The 16,145-nt window shown below is 60.9% G+C and carries 12 protein-coding genes and 1 tRNA gene; 3 read left to right on the top strand and 10 right to left on the bottom strand.

Translation table 11 applies throughout. The features are described 5' to 3' along the window. Positions 1-190: 190 nt before the first annotated feature. The 3 genes from Q7C20_RS19205 to Q7C20_RS19195 all read left to right on the top strand — a co-directional run bounded on the left by Q7C20_RS19205 (position 191) and on the right by Q7C20_RS19195 (position 3,012). Positions 191-277, top strand: a tRNA-Leu gene (locus Q7C20_RS19205). 144 nt (positions 278-421) lie between these two features. After that, the gene (locus Q7C20_RS19200; RefSeq protein WP_375069508.1) at positions 422-1,447 is read left to right on the top strand and encodes an extracellular solute-binding protein; all 1,026 of its coding nucleotides are present in this window, start codon (positions 422-424) and stop codon (positions 1,445-1,447) included. Continuing rightward, positions 1,447-3,012: an ABC transporter permease gene (locus tag Q7C20_RS19195; RefSeq protein WP_375069506.1), complete on the top strand. Its 1,566-nt coding sequence runs from the start codon at positions 1,447-1,449 to the stop codon at positions 3,010-3,012. The genes Q7C20_RS19200 and Q7C20_RS19195 overlap by 1 nt, the downstream gene beginning before the upstream one ends. Positions 3,013-3,105: 93 nt before the next feature. Here the strand turns inward: Q7C20_RS19195 and Q7C20_RS19190 are convergent, their stop codons facing one another. The 10 genes from Q7C20_RS19190 to Q7C20_RS19145 form a co-directional block, all read right to left on the bottom strand. Further along, complete coding sequence (locus Q7C20_RS19190; protein WP_375069504.1) at positions 3,106-5,040, bottom strand: methyl-accepting chemotaxis protein; 1,935 nt, start codon at positions 5,038-5,040, stop codon at positions 3,106-3,108. A 139-nt stretch (positions 5,041-5,179) separates the two neighbouring features. After that, positions 5,180-6,469 (bottom strand): adenylosuccinate synthase, encoded by a 1,290-nt coding sequence (locus Q7C20_RS19185; RefSeq protein ID WP_375069502.1) that lies wholly within the window; start codon positions 6,467-6,469, stop codon positions 5,180-5,182. 54 nt (positions 6,470-6,523) lie between these two features. Beyond that, positions 6,524-7,711: an ATP phosphoribosyltransferase regulatory subunit gene (locus Q7C20_RS19180; protein WP_348056931.1), complete on the bottom strand. Its 1,188-nt coding sequence runs from the start codon at positions 7,709-7,711 to the stop codon at positions 6,524-6,526. A gap of 302 nt (positions 7,712-8,013) precedes the next feature. Then, complete coding sequence (gene hflC / locus Q7C20_RS19175; protein WP_375069500.1) at positions 8,014-8,880, bottom strand: protease modulator HflC; 867 nt, start codon at positions 8,878-8,880, stop codon at positions 8,014-8,016. Then, a complete protein-coding gene (hflK, locus tag Q7C20_RS19170; protein ID WP_375069499.1) occupies positions 8,880-10,058 on the bottom strand; it encodes an FtsH protease activity modulator HflK in 1,179 nt (392 codons plus the stop codon). The genes hflC and hflK overlap by 1 nt, the downstream gene beginning before the upstream one ends. A gap of 96 nt (positions 10,059-10,154) precedes the next feature. Beyond that, positions 10,155-11,456: a ribosome rescue GTPase HflX gene (hflX, locus tag Q7C20_RS19165; protein ID WP_375069497.1), complete on the bottom strand. Its 1,302-nt coding sequence runs from the start codon at positions 11,454-11,456 to the stop codon at positions 10,155-10,157. 12 nt (positions 11,457-11,468) lie between these two features. Beyond that, complete coding sequence (gene hfq / locus Q7C20_RS19160; protein WP_071482778.1) at positions 11,469-11,729, bottom strand: RNA chaperone Hfq; 261 nt, start codon at positions 11,727-11,729, stop codon at positions 11,469-11,471. 93 nt (positions 11,730-11,822) lie between these two features. Further along, a complete protein-coding gene (gene miaA / locus Q7C20_RS19155; RefSeq protein ID WP_375069494.1) occupies positions 11,823-12,794 on the bottom strand; it encodes a tRNA (adenosine(37)-N6)-dimethylallyltransferase MiaA in 972 nt (323 codons plus the stop codon). Then, on the bottom strand, positions 12,794-14,710 hold the full coding sequence (mutL, locus tag Q7C20_RS19150; protein ID WP_375069492.1) for a DNA mismatch repair endonuclease MutL: 1,917 nt from the start codon (positions 14,708-14,710) through the stop codon (positions 12,794-12,796). The genes miaA and mutL overlap by 1 nt, the downstream gene beginning before the upstream one ends. Beyond that, entirely contained in the window at positions 14,710-16,131 is a 1,422-nt protein-coding gene (locus tag Q7C20_RS19145) for an N-acetylmuramoyl-L-alanine amidase (protein WP_375069490.1), read from the bottom strand. The genes mutL and Q7C20_RS19145 overlap by 1 nt, the downstream gene beginning before the upstream one ends. Positions 16,132-16,145 lie beyond the last annotated feature (14 nt).

The following is a 16,145-nucleotide window of genomic DNA, read 5'->3' as shown; positions in this document are numbered from 1 at the left end:
GCAAGGTCGTGGAAGTTCGAGTCTTCTCCTGGGCACCAAATTCAGATCAAACCCGCGAAAGCGGGTTTTTTCGTTTCAGGCCTTTGATTTTTAAAGAGAATCTTGATTTATATTTTCGAATCAGGGGTTTACAGATCAAAAAGCCGTCCGTATAGTTCGATCCATCAACAGCGCAAGCGTTGTTGATAATGCCCAGGTGGTGAAATTGGTAGACACGCCAGCTTCAGGTGCTGGTGATCGCAAGGTCGTGGAAGTTCGAGTCTTCTCCTGGGCACCAAATTCAGATCAAACCCGCGAAAGCGGGTTTTTTCGTTTCCGGGGTTTGAAAACCTTCCCGCCGATTTGCCCCTCGACCGCACTTGAGAAGTTTTATCGTTTATCCTTGCAATGATTTGTAGCACACAAGCGAGGAAAACTTCGGATGACTATCCGTAATACCCGTCTCAAGACATCCCTTCTGCGTGGCCTGACCCTCACCCTACTCGGCCTGACCCTGCTCTCGCCCGCCGCCTATTCTGCCGACAAGATCGCCCTGACCTTGTACAACGGCCAACACAAGGAAGTCGGCGACGAACTCGCCAAGGCCTTCGAAGCCAAGACCGGCATTCACGTTAACGTGCGCAAGGGCAGCAGCAACCAGCTGGCCAGCCAGATCGTTGAAGAAGGCGCCCGCTCGCCGGCCGACGTGATCTACACCGAAGAGTCGCCGCCGCTGAACAAACTCGGCGAGCAAGGCCTGCTGGCCAAGATCGACGCGAGCACCCTCGACGTCTTGCCCAAGGATTATGTCGGCGCCAATGGCGATTGGATGGGCGTGACCGCGCGCACTCGCGTGGTAGCGTTCAACCCGAAACTGATCGCTGAAAAAGACCTGCCCAAGTCGGTGCTGGATTTCGCCAGCCCCGAGTGGCAAGGCAAAGTCGGCTTCGTGCCCACCAGCGGCGCGTTCCAGGAACAAGCCGTGGCGATCATCAAGCTGCACGGCCGCGAAGCCGCCGAAGAATGGCTGACTGGCCTGCGCGCTTTCGGCAAGGTGTACAGCAATAACATGGTCGCCCTCAAAGCCGTAGAGAACGGCGAAGTGGCAACGGTACTGGTGAACAACTACTACTGGTTCGCCCTGAAAAAAGAAAAGACCAACCTCGACTCGCAACTGCATTACTTCAGCGACGGCGATGTCGGCGGCCTGATCACTGTGTCTTCGGCGGCGGCGCTGAAATCCAGCCCACACCCCAGGGAAGCTCAGCAACTGCTGGCGTTCATGGCCAGTGAAGAAGGCCAGCGCGTCATCACCAACACCTCCGCTGAATACCCGTTGCGCAAGGGCATGCAATCCAGCCGTGGCCTGAAGCCTTTCAGCGAGCTGCAACCGCCGAAAGTCACCCCTGCAGACCTTGGCAACGCCGAAGAAGCCCTGGACCTGGAACGTGACGTTGGCTTGAACTGATGACCCCATCGCCATCCGCCCTCGCCTCTCGCGGGGGTTTCAGCCCGCGCCGCAAGCGCCCGTCGATCTGGCTGTTGCTGCCCGTACTGTTTCTGGTCGGCTTGAGCCTGTTGCCGCTGGTGTATGTCGGGACCAAAGTCTGGCAAGCGGGCTGGGCGCAGGCGGTGCATTTGATATGGCGCCCTTACGTTTTTGGACTGCTGCGCAATACCCTGGCCTTGATGGTCGGGGTGACTGTGGCATGCAGCGTGATCGGCCTGTCGCTGGCCTGGCTGCTGGAACGCAGCAACCTGCCAGGGCGGCGCATCTGGGGCGTGATTTTGTGCCTGCCCTTTGCGGTGCCGGCGTTTGTCAGCAGCTTCACCTGGGTGTCGCTGAGCGCCAACTTCGAAGGGCTGGGCGGGGCGATCCTGGTGATGAGCCTGTCCAAGTACCCGCTGGTGTTTTTGCCCGTGGCGGCGACCCTGCGCAACCTTGATCCGTCCCTTGAAGAATCTGCCCGCACCCTCGGGCTGAATCGCTGGGGCGTGTTTTTTCGCATCACGCTGCCGTTGCTCTGGCCTTCGCTAGTGGCCGGGGCGCTGTTGATTGCGCTGCACATGCTGGTGGAATTTGGTGCGCTGTCGATCATTGGCCTGCAGACCTTTACCACCGCAATCTATCAACAGTTCGAACTGGAATTCAGCAACGCCAACGCAGCGATGCTGTCGGCGGTGTTGCTAGTGATGTGCCTGACGTTGCTTTGGCTGGAGTTGCGCGTGCGCGGCAAAGGCCGGCACGTGCGCATCGGCCAGGGCGCCGCGCGGCATGCCGAGCAGGTCAAGCTGGGTAACTGGGCGCCGCTGGGGCAAGTGTATTGCCTGGCGCTGGCGATCATTGGCAGCGGAATTCCGCTGGGGATGCTGGGTTACTGGCTGGCGGTGGGGTCGTCAGCGGCGTTTCCGCTGGCCGAGATGAGCGAGGCGCTGCTGTCTTCTCTCGCACTGTCTCTGGGTGGCGCTGCACTTTGCCTGGTACTGGCCGTGCCAGTGGGGTTGCTGGTGGTTCGCTACAAAGGCCAATTGGCGATCTGGGCCGAGCGCCTGCCGTATCTGCTGCACGCGCTGCCGGGCCTGGTGATTGCGCTGACGCTGGTGTATTTCGCGCTGCATTACGTGCCGGCGCTGTATCAAACGTCGGCGCTACTGCTGATCGCTTATGCGTTGTTGTTTCTGCCGCTGGCACAGGCGCCGATTCGTACCGCGCTGAACAAGGCTGCGCCGCAGTTGGAAGAGGCCGCGCGCACGCTGGGTGCGTCCTCTTTCAGCGCGTTTTGCCGGGTGACCTTGCCGATTATTTTTCCGGCATTGGGCGCAGCGTTTGCGCTGGTGTTTCTGGACGCGATGAAGGAATTGACGGCGACGTTGCTACTGAGCCCGACGGGGTTGAACACCCTGGCCACAGAGGTATGGGCGCATACCGCGAATGTGGAGTTTGCGGCGGCGGCGCCTTATGCGGCGTTGTTGATTCTGGTGTCCGGATTACCGGTCTATTTACTTACGACCCGTATGTATCTGAGCGGCTGATATCGCCTTCGCGAGCAAGCCCGCTCCCACATTTTGAAATGCGTTCCAAATGTGGGAGCGGGCTTGCTCGCGAAGGCGTCAGCACAAACAACCCTAAGCCCTGAACTGCCCCAGGCTCGCCTTCAACTGCGCCGCCAACCCATCCAGCACCTTGCCACTGGCAGTCGTTTCCACCACCGCCTGCGCCGCACGCTCAGCCTGAGCATGAATCACCTCGACCCGCCCACGCACTGCATGCGCGCCTTGCGCCTGATGTTCCGCCGCACGCGTCGCCAACCCAATCGCGGCATGCACTTGCTCCACCGACGCCTGCACCGTCTGCTGCAAGCGCACGCTGTCGCGCAGCACCAACAACCCTTCATTCGCCTGGCGCCCTGCCTTGCTGATGGTTTCCACGGCTTCGCGCGCGCCCTGCTGCAACGCCACGATGTGTGCCTGGATGTCCCCGGTAGAGCTTTGAGTCTTGCTCGCCAGCGCTCGCACTTCGTCTGCCACCACGGCAAAACCACGCCCGGTTTCACCCGCACGCGCCGCTTCAATCGCAGCGTTGAGCGCCAGCAGGTTGGTCTGTTCGGCAATCCCGTGAATCACCGTCAGCACCACTTCGATCTGCTCGCTTTGCTGCGCCAGCCGTTCGATCACCTTGGACCCCGCCTGCACCTGCCCTGCCAGCGCTTCGATCAAGCTGCCGACCTCAGCCGAGGTGCGCGAGTTTTCATCGGTGGCTTGGCGAATATCCACTACCTGCTGCAACGCGGCCTGCATCGCATGGCTTTCAGCCTGGGCTTCATCGGCCATCTGCGACAGTGCGCGCAGGCTCTCGGCCACCTCATCTCGCTGCAAGCCCGCCGCCGCGTCTGCGCCGGCATTGCGCAGGGTCATCGCGCCAATTTCCACACCGGTGCGCTGGGCTACATCGCCCGCCTCGCGCACGATCGGCTGCAACTTATCCACAAAACGATTGACCGCCGACGCCATGTCGCCGATTTCATCCTTGCTGCTGATTTGCACTCGCTTGGTGAGGTCGCCCTCGCCCGCGGCCAAGTCATCCATGGCTGCGATCAGCAACTTCAGGCGATTAACCACACGGCGCCCCAACACAATGGCGATCAGCAGCAACATGCCGAACCCGACGATTGCGAGCCCCATGCCGATGCGCCAGCGCAAGGTACCGGCGGCTTCCTGCACCGCACCTGTGGTGTTGGCGGTCATTTGCGTGGCGGTGGCTTGCGCCGACTGCAAACGAGCGCCCATGGCGGCCGCGCTGTCCGCTGCGGCGCCTTGCAGGCTGTCGCCGACCAACTGATCACTGCTCGCGATCAGCGCGGCAAAGCGCTTATCCAGTGCCGCCAGGTCAGTCTCGACGGAAGCGGTTGAAACGCCCATGCGAACCTTGCCGATTTCCACCCCGTTAGGGCTGATGGACGCCTCGACGTAGTACACCGACGGGTCGCTCTTCGCGGCATCCAACACTTTGTCCAAAGCGCGATCACCCGCACCTTTTGCCAGCAATGCCTGGTTGATCGGGTTTTCGCGGTTCAGGTAACGGGTCAAGTGCTCACCGGCTGCGTCGTCGTAGACTACGAACAGCACGTTGGGATTGCGCTGAGCACGCCGGGCAAATTCAGACAGCGTCGGCACGTCGCTGTCCCACATGGCGCGCGGCGCCACGGAGGCGAGCAATTGCGCCATGTCATTGGCCGAGTCGTGCAGGTCTTTTTCCAGGGTCGCACGCAGTTGCTTCTGCTCGTCCTGCAAGCGCGACGACAAACCACTGGTGAGGCGCTGCCGAGTGCTGGACGAGAGGTTGTCCAGGCTGGAGGTCACTTCCTTGCCGGCTTGCGCCAACTCACCCGACAATTTCTGGCTGTCGATCCCCAGGCGATTGCCCAAATCAGCCTCCAATGCAGTGACCGTGCTCCGCGTCAGAGCGACGGCGACCAGCACTTGCACCAAAAGAGCGATACCTAGGGTAACGAACACCGGCCGCAACAGACGGCTTTGTAACAACGAGAGAACGGCAGACACTGGGAATCCCTCCACCACGGGTGCCATTAATTTGATAGCACCGCGAAAGAAAGAAGCAAAGCAAGGGTTGTGCCGTTTACCAGACAGAAACGACAAAGGGCTCCCGAAGGAGCCCTTTGCTTTTTACATCAACAGCTTATTAAGCGAACGGGTGACGCAGAACGATGGTCTCGTTGCGGTCCGGGCCCGTCGAAATAATGTCGATTGGCGCGCCGATCAGCGTTTCAACACGCTTGATGTAAGCACGTGCGTTGGCTGGCAGCTCTTCCAGGGTTTTGGCGCCCACGGTCGATTCGGTCCAGCCCGGCACTTCTTCGTACACAGGCTGCAGGCCTACGTAGCTGTCAGCGTCAGTCGGGGCAACGTCCTTACCGTCTGCATCTTTGTAGCCGACGCAGATGTTGATGGTTTCCAGACCGTCGAGTACGTCCAGCTTGGTCAGGCAGATGCCCGAGATGCTGTTCACATCGATAGCGCGACGCAGGATAACGGCGTCGAACCAGCCGCAACGACGCGCACGGCCAGTGGTGGCGCCGAACTCGTGACCTTGCTTGGCCAGGTGCGCGCCGACTTCGTCGAACAGCTCAGTCGGGAATGGGCCCGAACCTACGCGGGTGGTGTAAGCCTTGGTGATGCCCAGGATGTAGTCCAGGAACATCGGGCCAACACCCGAACCGGTAGCAACGCCGCCAGCGGTGGTGTTGGAGCTGGTCACGTACGGGTAAGTACCGTGGTCGATGTCCAGCAGGGAGCCTTGGGCGCCTTCGAACATGATGTCTTTGCCGGCGCGACGCAGGTCGTGCAGCTCGGCGGTCACGTCCAGCATCAGCGGCTTGAGCAGCTCTGCGTATTCCTTGCACTCGGCCAGGGTCTTTTCAAACTCGATGGCCGGCTCTTTGTAGTAACCCACCAGCATGAAGTTGTGGTAATCCACCAGTTCACGCAGCTTGTCTTCAAAGCGCGGCATGTTGAGCAAGTCGCCAACACGCAGGCCACGACGTGCAACCTTGTCTTCGTACGCCGGGCCGATGCCGCGACCGGTGGTACCGATCTTCAGCTCGCCACGGGCCTTTTCACGGGCCTGGTCCAGCGCAACGTGGAAGGACAGGATCAGCGGGCAGGACGGGCTGATACGCAGGCGCTCGCGCACCGGTACGCCTTTCTCTTCCAGCTTGATGATCTCGCGCAGCAGGGCGTCAGGTGCAACGACCACGCCATTGCCGATCAGGCACTGCACACCTTCGCGCAGGACGCCCGACGGGATCAGGTGCAAGACGGTTTTTTCGCCATCGATGACCAGGGTGTGGCCAGCGTTGTGGCCACCTTGGTAGCGCACTACGGCGGCAGCATGTTCGGTCAGCAGATCAACGATCTTGCCTTTGCCCTCATCACCCCATTGGGTGCCCAGGACTACGACATTCTTACCCATAACACTTGTCCTCATTCGCGCAAACTTGGTGCCGGCGATGGCCGGCAGGAAAACTCAAGAAGCCAGTGGCGATACTTGCCAAAGCCCGTTCTGCAGAATCAATTGCCGGTCGCAGTCCGCATCACGGGCGGCGGCCAATGGCTGACCAGGCAAGGCCTGGACAACACGCTGACCCTCACTGCGCAACTGGCAAACCTGCTGCCAGAGTGCTGCGTCCGTACTGTCGGGCATCCAGATGCCACCAGACGGCAGCTCGACCTCAGCACGCCCCAGGGTCACCAGGGTTTTCAAATCGGTGGAAAAGCCAGTCGCCGGACGCGCGCGACCGAAGTCAGCGCCGATATCGTCATAACGACCGCCCTGGGCGATGGCTTGGCCAACACCCGGTACAAACACTGCGAACACCACACCGGTGTGGTAGTGGTAGCCGCGCAGCTCGCCCAGATCAAAGTACAGCGGCAGCTGCGGGAACCGCGCCGACAAACGCTCGGCAATCGCCAGCACGTCGTCCAGTGCCGCCAGGACTGGCGCCGGTGCATTGGCCAAACGCTCGCGCGCAGCGACCAGCACTTCAGAGCCACCACACAGGTCCACCAACGCACGCAGCATGCCCGCCAAATCCGCAGGCACACCCTCGGTGAGGGCGATCACTTCATCAATGGCCTTGCGTTGCAGGGCATCAAACAACCGTTGTTCCACTTCACCGGACAAACCGGCCGCGCGGGCCAGGCCGCGGTAGATACCGACGTGACCCAGGTCCATGTGCACGTCCGGCACGTCAGCCAGTTGCAGCATGGCCAGCATCAAGCTGATCACTTCAACGTCGCTGCTCGGGCTTGCGTCGCCGTACAACTCTGCGCCCAACTGGATAGGGCTGCGCGAAGACGACAAGGCACGCGGTTGTGCATGCAGCACACTGCCGGCGTAGCACAGACGGCTCGGACCTTCGCGGCGCAGGGTATGCGCATCGATGCGCGCCACTTGCGGCGTGATGTCGGCACGAAAGCCCATTTGCCGTCCCGATTGCGGGTCGATGACCTTGAAGGTGCGCAGATCCAGGTCCTGGCCCGCGCCGGTCAGCAGGGATTCCAGGTACTCGATATGCGGGGTCACGACAAACTCGTAACCCCAGCTCTGGAACAGATCCAACACCTGGCGACGCGCTACTTCAATGCGCGCAGCTTCTGGTGGCAGTACTTCTTCGATGCCATCTGGCAGCAGCCAGCGGTCTACCGTTGCCATTACGCCATTCCCCTATGATCCGGGCGGCCAACCCTCGGCCGAGCCTTGAGTGAAGCAGAAAATGCCCGGCCCCTGCCCAAACAACGCGCAAGAACGACGTGACGAAATGGCCTGCTAGCGGCCTCGTCGGGCACTTTCCTCGAAAAACCTGTGGCGTCTGCGCGGCCAAACAACAATCAAACATGCAGACGCAAAAAAGCCGGGAATTTCCCGGCTGCCGCATCATACACCCGTTTTCTGAAAGGATCACCCCGCCAGGCGTTTTAGCCGCCCGACGGAGTTCGCCCTGCAGTCACAGGCTGTTACTTGGACTTTTCCAGGTAGCGGAAGAAGTCGCTGCTTGGGTCCAGCACCATGACGTCGGTTTTGTTCGCGAAGCTTTCACGGTAGGCGCGCAGGCTACGGTAGAACGCGTAGAACTCCTGGTCCTGGCCGTAAGCCTTGGAGTAGATCGCGGCGGCTTGAGCGTCGCCATCACCGCGGGCCTCTTCAGACTCGCGATAAGCTTCGGCCAGCAGTACACGGCGCTGACGGTCGGCATCCGCACGGATACCTTCAGCCAGCTCGTTACCTTTGGCGCGATGCTCACGGGCTTCACGCTCACGCTCGGTGCTCATACGCTCGAACACGCTGCGGTTTACTTCCTTCGGCAGGTCAATGGCCTTGACCCTGACATCGACGACTTCGATACCCAGCTCTTTTTCCGCCATGGTGTTCAGCGAGCGGGTGATGTCAGCCATCAGCGCATCACGTTCACCAGATACCACCTCGTGCAGGGTGCGTTTACCAAACTGGTCACGCAGGCCCGATTCCAGACGACGCGACAAGCGCTCGTCAGCAATCTGCTTGAGGCCGGAGGTCGCGGTGTAGAAGCGCTCGGCATCCTTGACGCGCCACTTGGCATAGGCGTCAACCATCACGGCTTTCTTTTCCAGGGTCAGGAAACGCTGTGTCGGTGCATCCAGGGTCATCAGGCGGCCGTCAAACTTGCGCACCTGGTTCACGTAGGGGACTTTCACATGCAGGCCCGGCTGGACATCCGCCTGGACCACACGACCGAATTGCAGCAACACCGCGCGCTCGGTTTGAGACACGATGTAGAAGCAGTTCCAGGCAGCGATGACCACCACGACACCCACAATCAGGGCTGTCAGCGATTTATTGTTCATCAACGACTCTCCCTGGTACGTGTTTGCTGTTGCAACAAGTCAGCGGCCGCACGGGCGCTCGCTTCGTTGGCAGCCGCTGTAGAGCCTGTAGACGGCGCGGCGGTGCTGCTACGACCACCTTCGATCATCTTGTCCAGCGGCAGGTACAGCAGGTTGTTCTGCCCACCTTTGCTGCCGGTCACGAGAACCTTGCTGGTGTTGCTGAAGACTTCCTGCATGGTGTCCAGGTACAGACGCTCACGCGTGACTTCCGGCGCCTTGCGGTACTCGGTGACCAGCTTGGTAAAGCGATCCGCCTCACCCTTGGCGCGGGAGACCACTTCGTCGCGGTAACCGTTGGCATCTTCAAGGATGCGCTGGGCCTGACCACGGGCTTCCGGCACGACGCCGTTGGCGTAGGTCTCAGCCTGGTTGCGCGAACGCTGCTCGTCTTCACGGGCGCGGATCACGTCATCAAAGGCTTCCTGCACTTCACGCGGTGCCGCTGCGCTCTGTACGTTCACCTGGGTGACGGTGATACCGGTGCGATAGGTATCGAGGAACCGCTGCAGGCGCTCCTTGATCTCGCTGGCCATCAATTCACGACCTTCAGTCAGCACCTGGTCCATGGCGGTGGAACCCACCACGTGGCGCAGGGCACTTTCGGTTGCGTGTTGCAGGCTGATTTCCGGCTGATCAACGTTCAGCACGAAGTCCTGCAGGTTGCTGATCTTGTACTGCACGGTCAGCGGCACTTCGACGATGTTCTCGTCTTCGGTCAGCATCTGGCCCTGCTTGGTGTAGGCACGCTCACGCGTGACGTTCTCCATGTACTTCTTGTCGATCGGCGGGAAGTAGATGTTCAGGCCCGGGCCGACTGTCTCGTAGTACTTGCCGAAGCGCAGCACCACAGCTTGCTCCTGCTCGTCCACGACATACACGGCGCTGTAAAGCCAAACGGCTGCAAGCACGACAAGGCCCAGGCCCAGCAGGCCATAGCCACCGCCCCTGCTTGTGCGACCGCCGTCGTCACCGCCACCACGTTTTTTCCCACCACCGAACAACCCATTCAGGCTTTCCTGCAGCTTTCGGAAGGCCTCGTCGAGATCCGGTGGCCCCTTGCGGTCGCCATTATTGCGGCGCTTACCACCCCAAGGATCCTGATTATTCGAGTTGCCACCCGGCTCATTCCAAGCCATAGCGCTCTCCATCTGATAAAGCAAAGACGCACCCACGGCGCGCCGACCAATGCTACAGAATGCCTGCTACTGCGGCACAACCGCTTTCGGAGGCTTTTATTGCAAAGTGTGTTGTTCGATAAACTCTGTCGGCACCACACCTTCACGACTCACGAGTCGATTCAGCTCCGTGCGCGGCAATCGAACGGCCAGCAAGCTGACACCTTCCTCGTCGTATTCTTCTTTCTGTACCGCGCCCAACTCGAAAAACTGTGCACGCAGTCGAGCAAAACGCTGAGGCAAGCGCAAGGTACCGATAAACAAATCGCTGCCCAACAGCTCGGCAATGGCTTGTTCAAGCAATTCCAGGCCACTGCCATCACGCGCCGACAGCCAGACCCGCTGGGGCTTGCCGTCTTCGTCGCGCTGGATTTGTGGCTCTACGCCTTCAAGCAAATCGAGTTTGTTATAGACCTCGAGGATCGGCAAGTCCTGGGCACCAATCTCGCCCAGCACCACCATCACCTGCTCGATCTGCAGCATGCGATCCGGTTCAGCCGCATCGATCACGTGCAACAGCAGGTCGGAATTGCTCGACTCTTCGAGCGTAGACCGAAATGCCTCGACCAGTTTGTGGGGCAAGTGACGAATGAAACCCACGGTGTCGGCCAGGACAATCGGCCCCAGGTCGTCGAGTTCCAGACGGCGCAAGGTCGGGTCGAGGGTGGCGAACAGTTGGTCGGCCGCGTACACGTCGGATTTGGTCACGTTGTTGAACAGCGTGGATTTACCGGCGTTGGTATAGCCCACCAGGGACACAGTAGGGATATCCGCACGCATGCGGCCCCGTCGCGATTGCTCGCGCTGGCTGCGCACTTTTTCGAGCCGGCCCTTGATCTGGCGCAGGCGAACCCGCAGCAGACGGCGGTCGGTTTCGAGCTGGGTTTCACCCGGGCCGCGCATGCCGATACCGCCACCTTGACGCTCAAGGTGAGTCCAGCCGCGAACCAGCCGGGTGCTCATGTGGTCAAGCTGGGCCAGTTCAACCTGGAGCTTGCCTTCATGGGTACGGGCGCGCTGGGCAAAAATATCGAGAATCAGGCCGGTACGGTCGATCACGCGACACTCGAAAACACGTTCGAGGTTACGTTCCTGACTCGGCGTGAGGACGTGATTGAAGATCACCAGATCGGCTTCTTCGGCATGGACCAGGTCGCGTAATTCCTCGACCTTGCCGCTGCCAATCAGGAATTTGGCGGTTGGCCGATGACGCGGCACGTTAAAAAACGCAACGGTCTCGGCGCCGGCCGAATTTGCCAACTCCTGAAACTCCTGCGGATCTTCGCGCGCCTCAGGGTCCTGTCCATCCAAGTGAACGAGAATTACCCGCTCACCACCACCGTGGCGCTCAAAGAACAAAGGAGACTCCTATCAGGCGTTACCTGGCTCAGCGTCACCCACTTCGTCACCGGCTGCGCTAGGCAGGCGAATTGGACGAACTGGAACGACTGTCGAGATAGCGTGCTTATAAACCATTTGGCTGACGGTGTTTTTCAGCAGGATGACGAACTGGTCGAACGACTCGATCGTGCCTTGCAGTTTGATACCGTTGACCAGATAGATGGAAACCCCAACTTTCTCTTTACGTAAAGTATTCAAGTAAGGGTCTTGTAGCGAATGCCCTTTTGACATGTGCCGCACTCCTTTAAGGATCAATAATAAAATTCGGAAAATAGATAGCTTATGGCCGTCACACCCCCAAGGATAGACGGCAATTGCAAGGACTCAGCTCAATATGGAGACCGTTCCCAAGTATTTCAAGGCGCGTGACAGATTGTCGCTGTCCAGGCTGTCCAGCCAGTGCAAATCGCTCCAGCTGCGCAACCAAGTGAACTGGCGTTTCGCCAATTGGCGCGTGGCGATGATGCCGCGCTCCTGCATCTCGGCTGACGTCAGCTTGCCATCCAGATGATCCCAGACTTGGCGATAGCCAACAGCACGTATCGAAGGCAACCCTGAGTGCAGGTCACCTCTGGAACGCAGTGCTACGACCTCCTCCACAAACCCCTGTTCCAACATAATTGTGAATCTTTGTGCAATTCGTTCATGCAGCACTTGGCGATTTGCCGGAGCGATGGCCAGAGTCGCCACAGTATAGGGCAATTGTGACCCACCAGATGCGCCTGCATCAGCACTTTGCGCAGTTTGTTTCAGCCTGTGTTCAGTCATGGTCAGGCCGCTGACCCGCCAGACTTCCAGGGCGCGGGTGAGGCGCTGGGGGTCATTGGGGTGAATGCGCGCTGCTGACACCGGGTCCACCGCCGCCAATTGATCGTGCAGGGCTTGCCAGCCAAGGCGCGCAGCCTCTTCTTCAAGGTCGGCGCGCACCTGCGCATCGGCAGGCGGCATATCCGCCAGCCCTTCCTGCAACGCCTTGTAGTAGAGCATCGTGCCGCCCACCAACAGCGGAATGTTGCCCCGCGCGGTGATCTCGGCCATGGCGGCGAGCGCGTCGGTGCGAAAATCGGCGGCCGAATAGCTCTGCGACGGGTCGATGATGTCAATCAACGCGTGCGGATGCTCGGCCAGCAGCGCTTTAGACGGCTTGGCCGTGCCGATGTCCATGTCCCGGTAAACCAGTGCAGAGTCAACGCTGATCAGCTCGCACGGCAGCACTTTGGTCAGTTCGATGGCCAGGTCGGTCTTGCCTGCAGCCGTGGGGCCCATCAGGAAGATCGCGGGGGGCAAGGCACTCATCAGCGGCCGCGCAAGAACAGCTTGTCCAGATCATCCAGGCCCATTTGGGTCCAGGTCGGACGGCCATGGTTGCACTGCCCGCTGCGCTCGGTGTTTTCCATGTCGCGCAGCAAGCCGTTCATTTCCGGCAAGGCCAGACGGCGGTTGGCGCGGATCGCTCCGTGGCAGGCCATGGTACCGAGCAGTTCGTTGATGTGCGCCTGGATGCGGTCGCTGGTGCCATATTCCATCAGGTCAGCGAGTACATCGGCGACCAAACGGTTGGCTTCGGCTTGCTTGAGCAGCGCGGGAATCTGGCGAATCGCCAGGGTTTCCGGGCCAAGGCGCTGCAATTCAAAGCCGAGTTTCTGGAACACACTGTGGTGTTCTTCGGCGCAATCGGCTTCGCGCTGGCTGACGGCCAGGGATTCTGGCACCAACAGCGGCTGCCCGCTGAGGCCTTCGCTGGCCATGGCGATTTTCAGGCGCTCGTACATGATCCGCTCGTGGGCCGCGTGCATGTCTACCAGCACCAGGCCATGGGCGTTTTCCGCGAGGATGTAGATACCCTTGAGCTGCGCCAGCGCGTAGCCCAACGGCGGAATATCCCCGCCGCCTTCCGGCAAGGCCACGGCGGCGCCCGGCTCGGCACCCGGCAGTGGCGCGAAAAACTCTCGATAAGCCGCTTGGGCCTCGGCCACGGGCACCGTCGATTGCGGGCGCGGCGTGTATTGGTACTGATAACCCGCCCCCGAACCGGCGCCCGGCGCGGTGTAGGAAGGCTGCGCTTGCGGCGATTGCAGCAGGTTGGCCGCCAAGCTCATTTCACCTTGCGGGCCAAACTCACCCGCCTCAGGGCCACTAGGACGAACAACTGCCGTCACAATCGGCGCAGACAGCTGGTCATCCGGGCGCACATCACCCAACGCGCGGTGCAAGGTGCCATAAAGAAAGTCATGCACCATGCGCCCATCACGGAAGCGTACTTCGTGCTTGGTCGGGTGCACGTTGACGTCGACCACCGAAGGGTCAACCTCAAAAAACAGTACAAACGTCGGGTGCCGCCCATTGAACAGCACATCGCGATAGGCCTGACGCACCGCGTGCGCCACCAGCTTGTCGCGCACGGCGCGGCCATTCACGAAGAAATACTGCAAGTCCGCCTGGCTGCGCGAGAAGGTTGGCAGCCCCACCCAACCCCACAGGTGCAGGCCGTTACGCTCGATTTCAATCGGCAGCGCCTGCTCCAGGAACCCCGCACCGCAAATGGCCGAGACACGCCGAGCGCGTGCGGCGTCGTCGTGGGCTTCATGCAGGCTGAGGATGGTCTTGCCGTTGTGGCGCAGGTGAAAGGCGACGTCGAAACGCGCCAGGGCCAGGCGCTTGATCACTTCTTGCAGGTGATCGAACTCGGTTTTTTCGGCCTTGAGGAATTTGCGTCGCGCCGGGGTGTTGAAGAACAGGTCGCGCACTTCCACCGAGGTGCCCACCGGGTGCGCGGCTGGCTGGACCCGAGGCGCCATGTCGCGGCCTTCGGTTTCCACTTGCCAGGCTTGCTCGGCGTCCCGCGTGCGCGACGTGAGGGTCAGGCGGGCCACGGAACTGATGGAGGCCAGGGCCTCACCGCGAAAGCCCAGGCTCATCACCCGTTCCAGGTCTTCGAGGTCACGAATTTTGCTGGTGGCGTGGCGCGCCAGGGCCAGCGGCAGGTCATCGGAGGAGATGCCGCTGCCGTCGTCGCGCACCCGCAGCAGCTTGACGCCGCCCTGCTCCACGTCCACATCAATGCGCTTGGCACCGGAGTCGATGCTGTTTTCCAGCAGTTCCTTGATCACCGACGCCGGGCGCTCAACCACCTCACCCGCCGCAATCTGGTTGGCAAGGCGCGGGCTGAGCAACTCGATGCGCGAGCCGCTGTTCAAGACTGATTCGCTCATTACTGCGCCGCCAATTCAGTGCCGGGAATTGTCAGCACCTGGCCGACTTTCAGCTCATCGGTTTTCAGGTTGTTCGCGCTGCGCAACGTAGCAGGCGACACCTGGAAACGCACCGCCAACATTGCCACGGTGTCGCCGGGCTGCACGCGATGGTCACGCGGGCCCTGGGCGATTTTCCCGGAGTCGCGCAGCCAGGCGATATACGTGCCCGGCGGCGGGTTCTGCTGGAAGAACTGGCGAATACCGGCGCTGATCGAGCGCGCCAGCGCCTGCTGGTGGCTGGCACTGGCCAACTTGGAGGCTTCGTTGGAGTTGGAGATAAACCCGGTTTCCACCAGGATCGACGGAATATCCGGCGACTTCAACACCATGAACCCGGCCTGCTCAACGCGCTGTTTGTGCAGTGAGGTGACACGGCCGATGTTACTCAGGACTTTCTGGCCGACGTTCAGGCTGGAGGTCAGCGAGGCAGTCATCGACAGGTCGAGCAGTACGCCGGCAAGCATTTTGTCCTTGTCATCAAGGGACACATTGCCGGCCCCGCCGATCAAGTCGGAACGGTTTTCGCTGTCGGCCAGCCAACGCGCGGTTTCGGACGTAGCGCCGCGATCCGACAGGGCAAACACCGAGGCGCCAAAGGCGGCAGACGACGGCGCGGCATCGGCGTGGATCGACACGAACAGGTCGGCGCCTTTTTTGCGCGCGATTTCGGTACGGCCACGCAACGGAATGAAGTAGTCGCCGGTACGGGTCAGCTCGGCGCGATAGCCTTTCATGCCGTTGACCTGACGCTGCAATTCACGGGCGATAGCCAGCACCACGTCTTTCTCATGCTGACCGCGCGAGCCGGAAGCACCCGGGTCTTCGCCGCCGTGACCGGCGTCGATCACCACGATAATGTCGCGCTTGCCCGCCGGGGCGGGTGGTGGTGGCGGCAACTTGACCTGCGGTTGCGACGGGTTGACCGGCACAGCAGGTACCGTCGCAACACTCGGCGGCGGCGCTGGCGGCGGGTTGGCATCGGCGGCATTGTCGAACAGGTCGACCACCAGCCGGTTGCCGTACTGCCCGTTGGGCGCCAGCACGAAGCTTTTCGGGGTCACCGCCTTTTTCAGGTCGATGACCACGCGCAAGTCGGTCGGCGTGCGTTGGGCCGAGCGCATGCTGGTGATCGGGGTGTTGGCGGTGGACACCTTCAACGGCACGGCCAGGGTCGCACCGTTGATGTCGATCACCAGGCGATCCGGCGACGACAGGGTAAACACACTATGCTGGACCGGGCCAGACAGGTCGAACACCAGCCGCGTGTTATCCGGCGCTCGCCACAGGCGAACACTTTTCACCTGCGAAGCAGCCAGAGCATTGACAGTCATTGCCGTAAGCAACACCCCTACGACAGCAACCAACGCGCGAAAGCGCATACCTAACCCCACCA

This window comes from Pseudomonas sp. AMR01 (genome assembly GCF_041946035.1).
Lineage (GTDB): Bacteria > Pseudomonadota > Gammaproteobacteria > Pseudomonadales > Pseudomonadaceae > Aquipseudomonas > Aquipseudomonas antarctica_B.
Note: the sequence above shows the minus strand (reverse complement) of the source record. Positions and strands in the feature narration are given on the sequence as shown.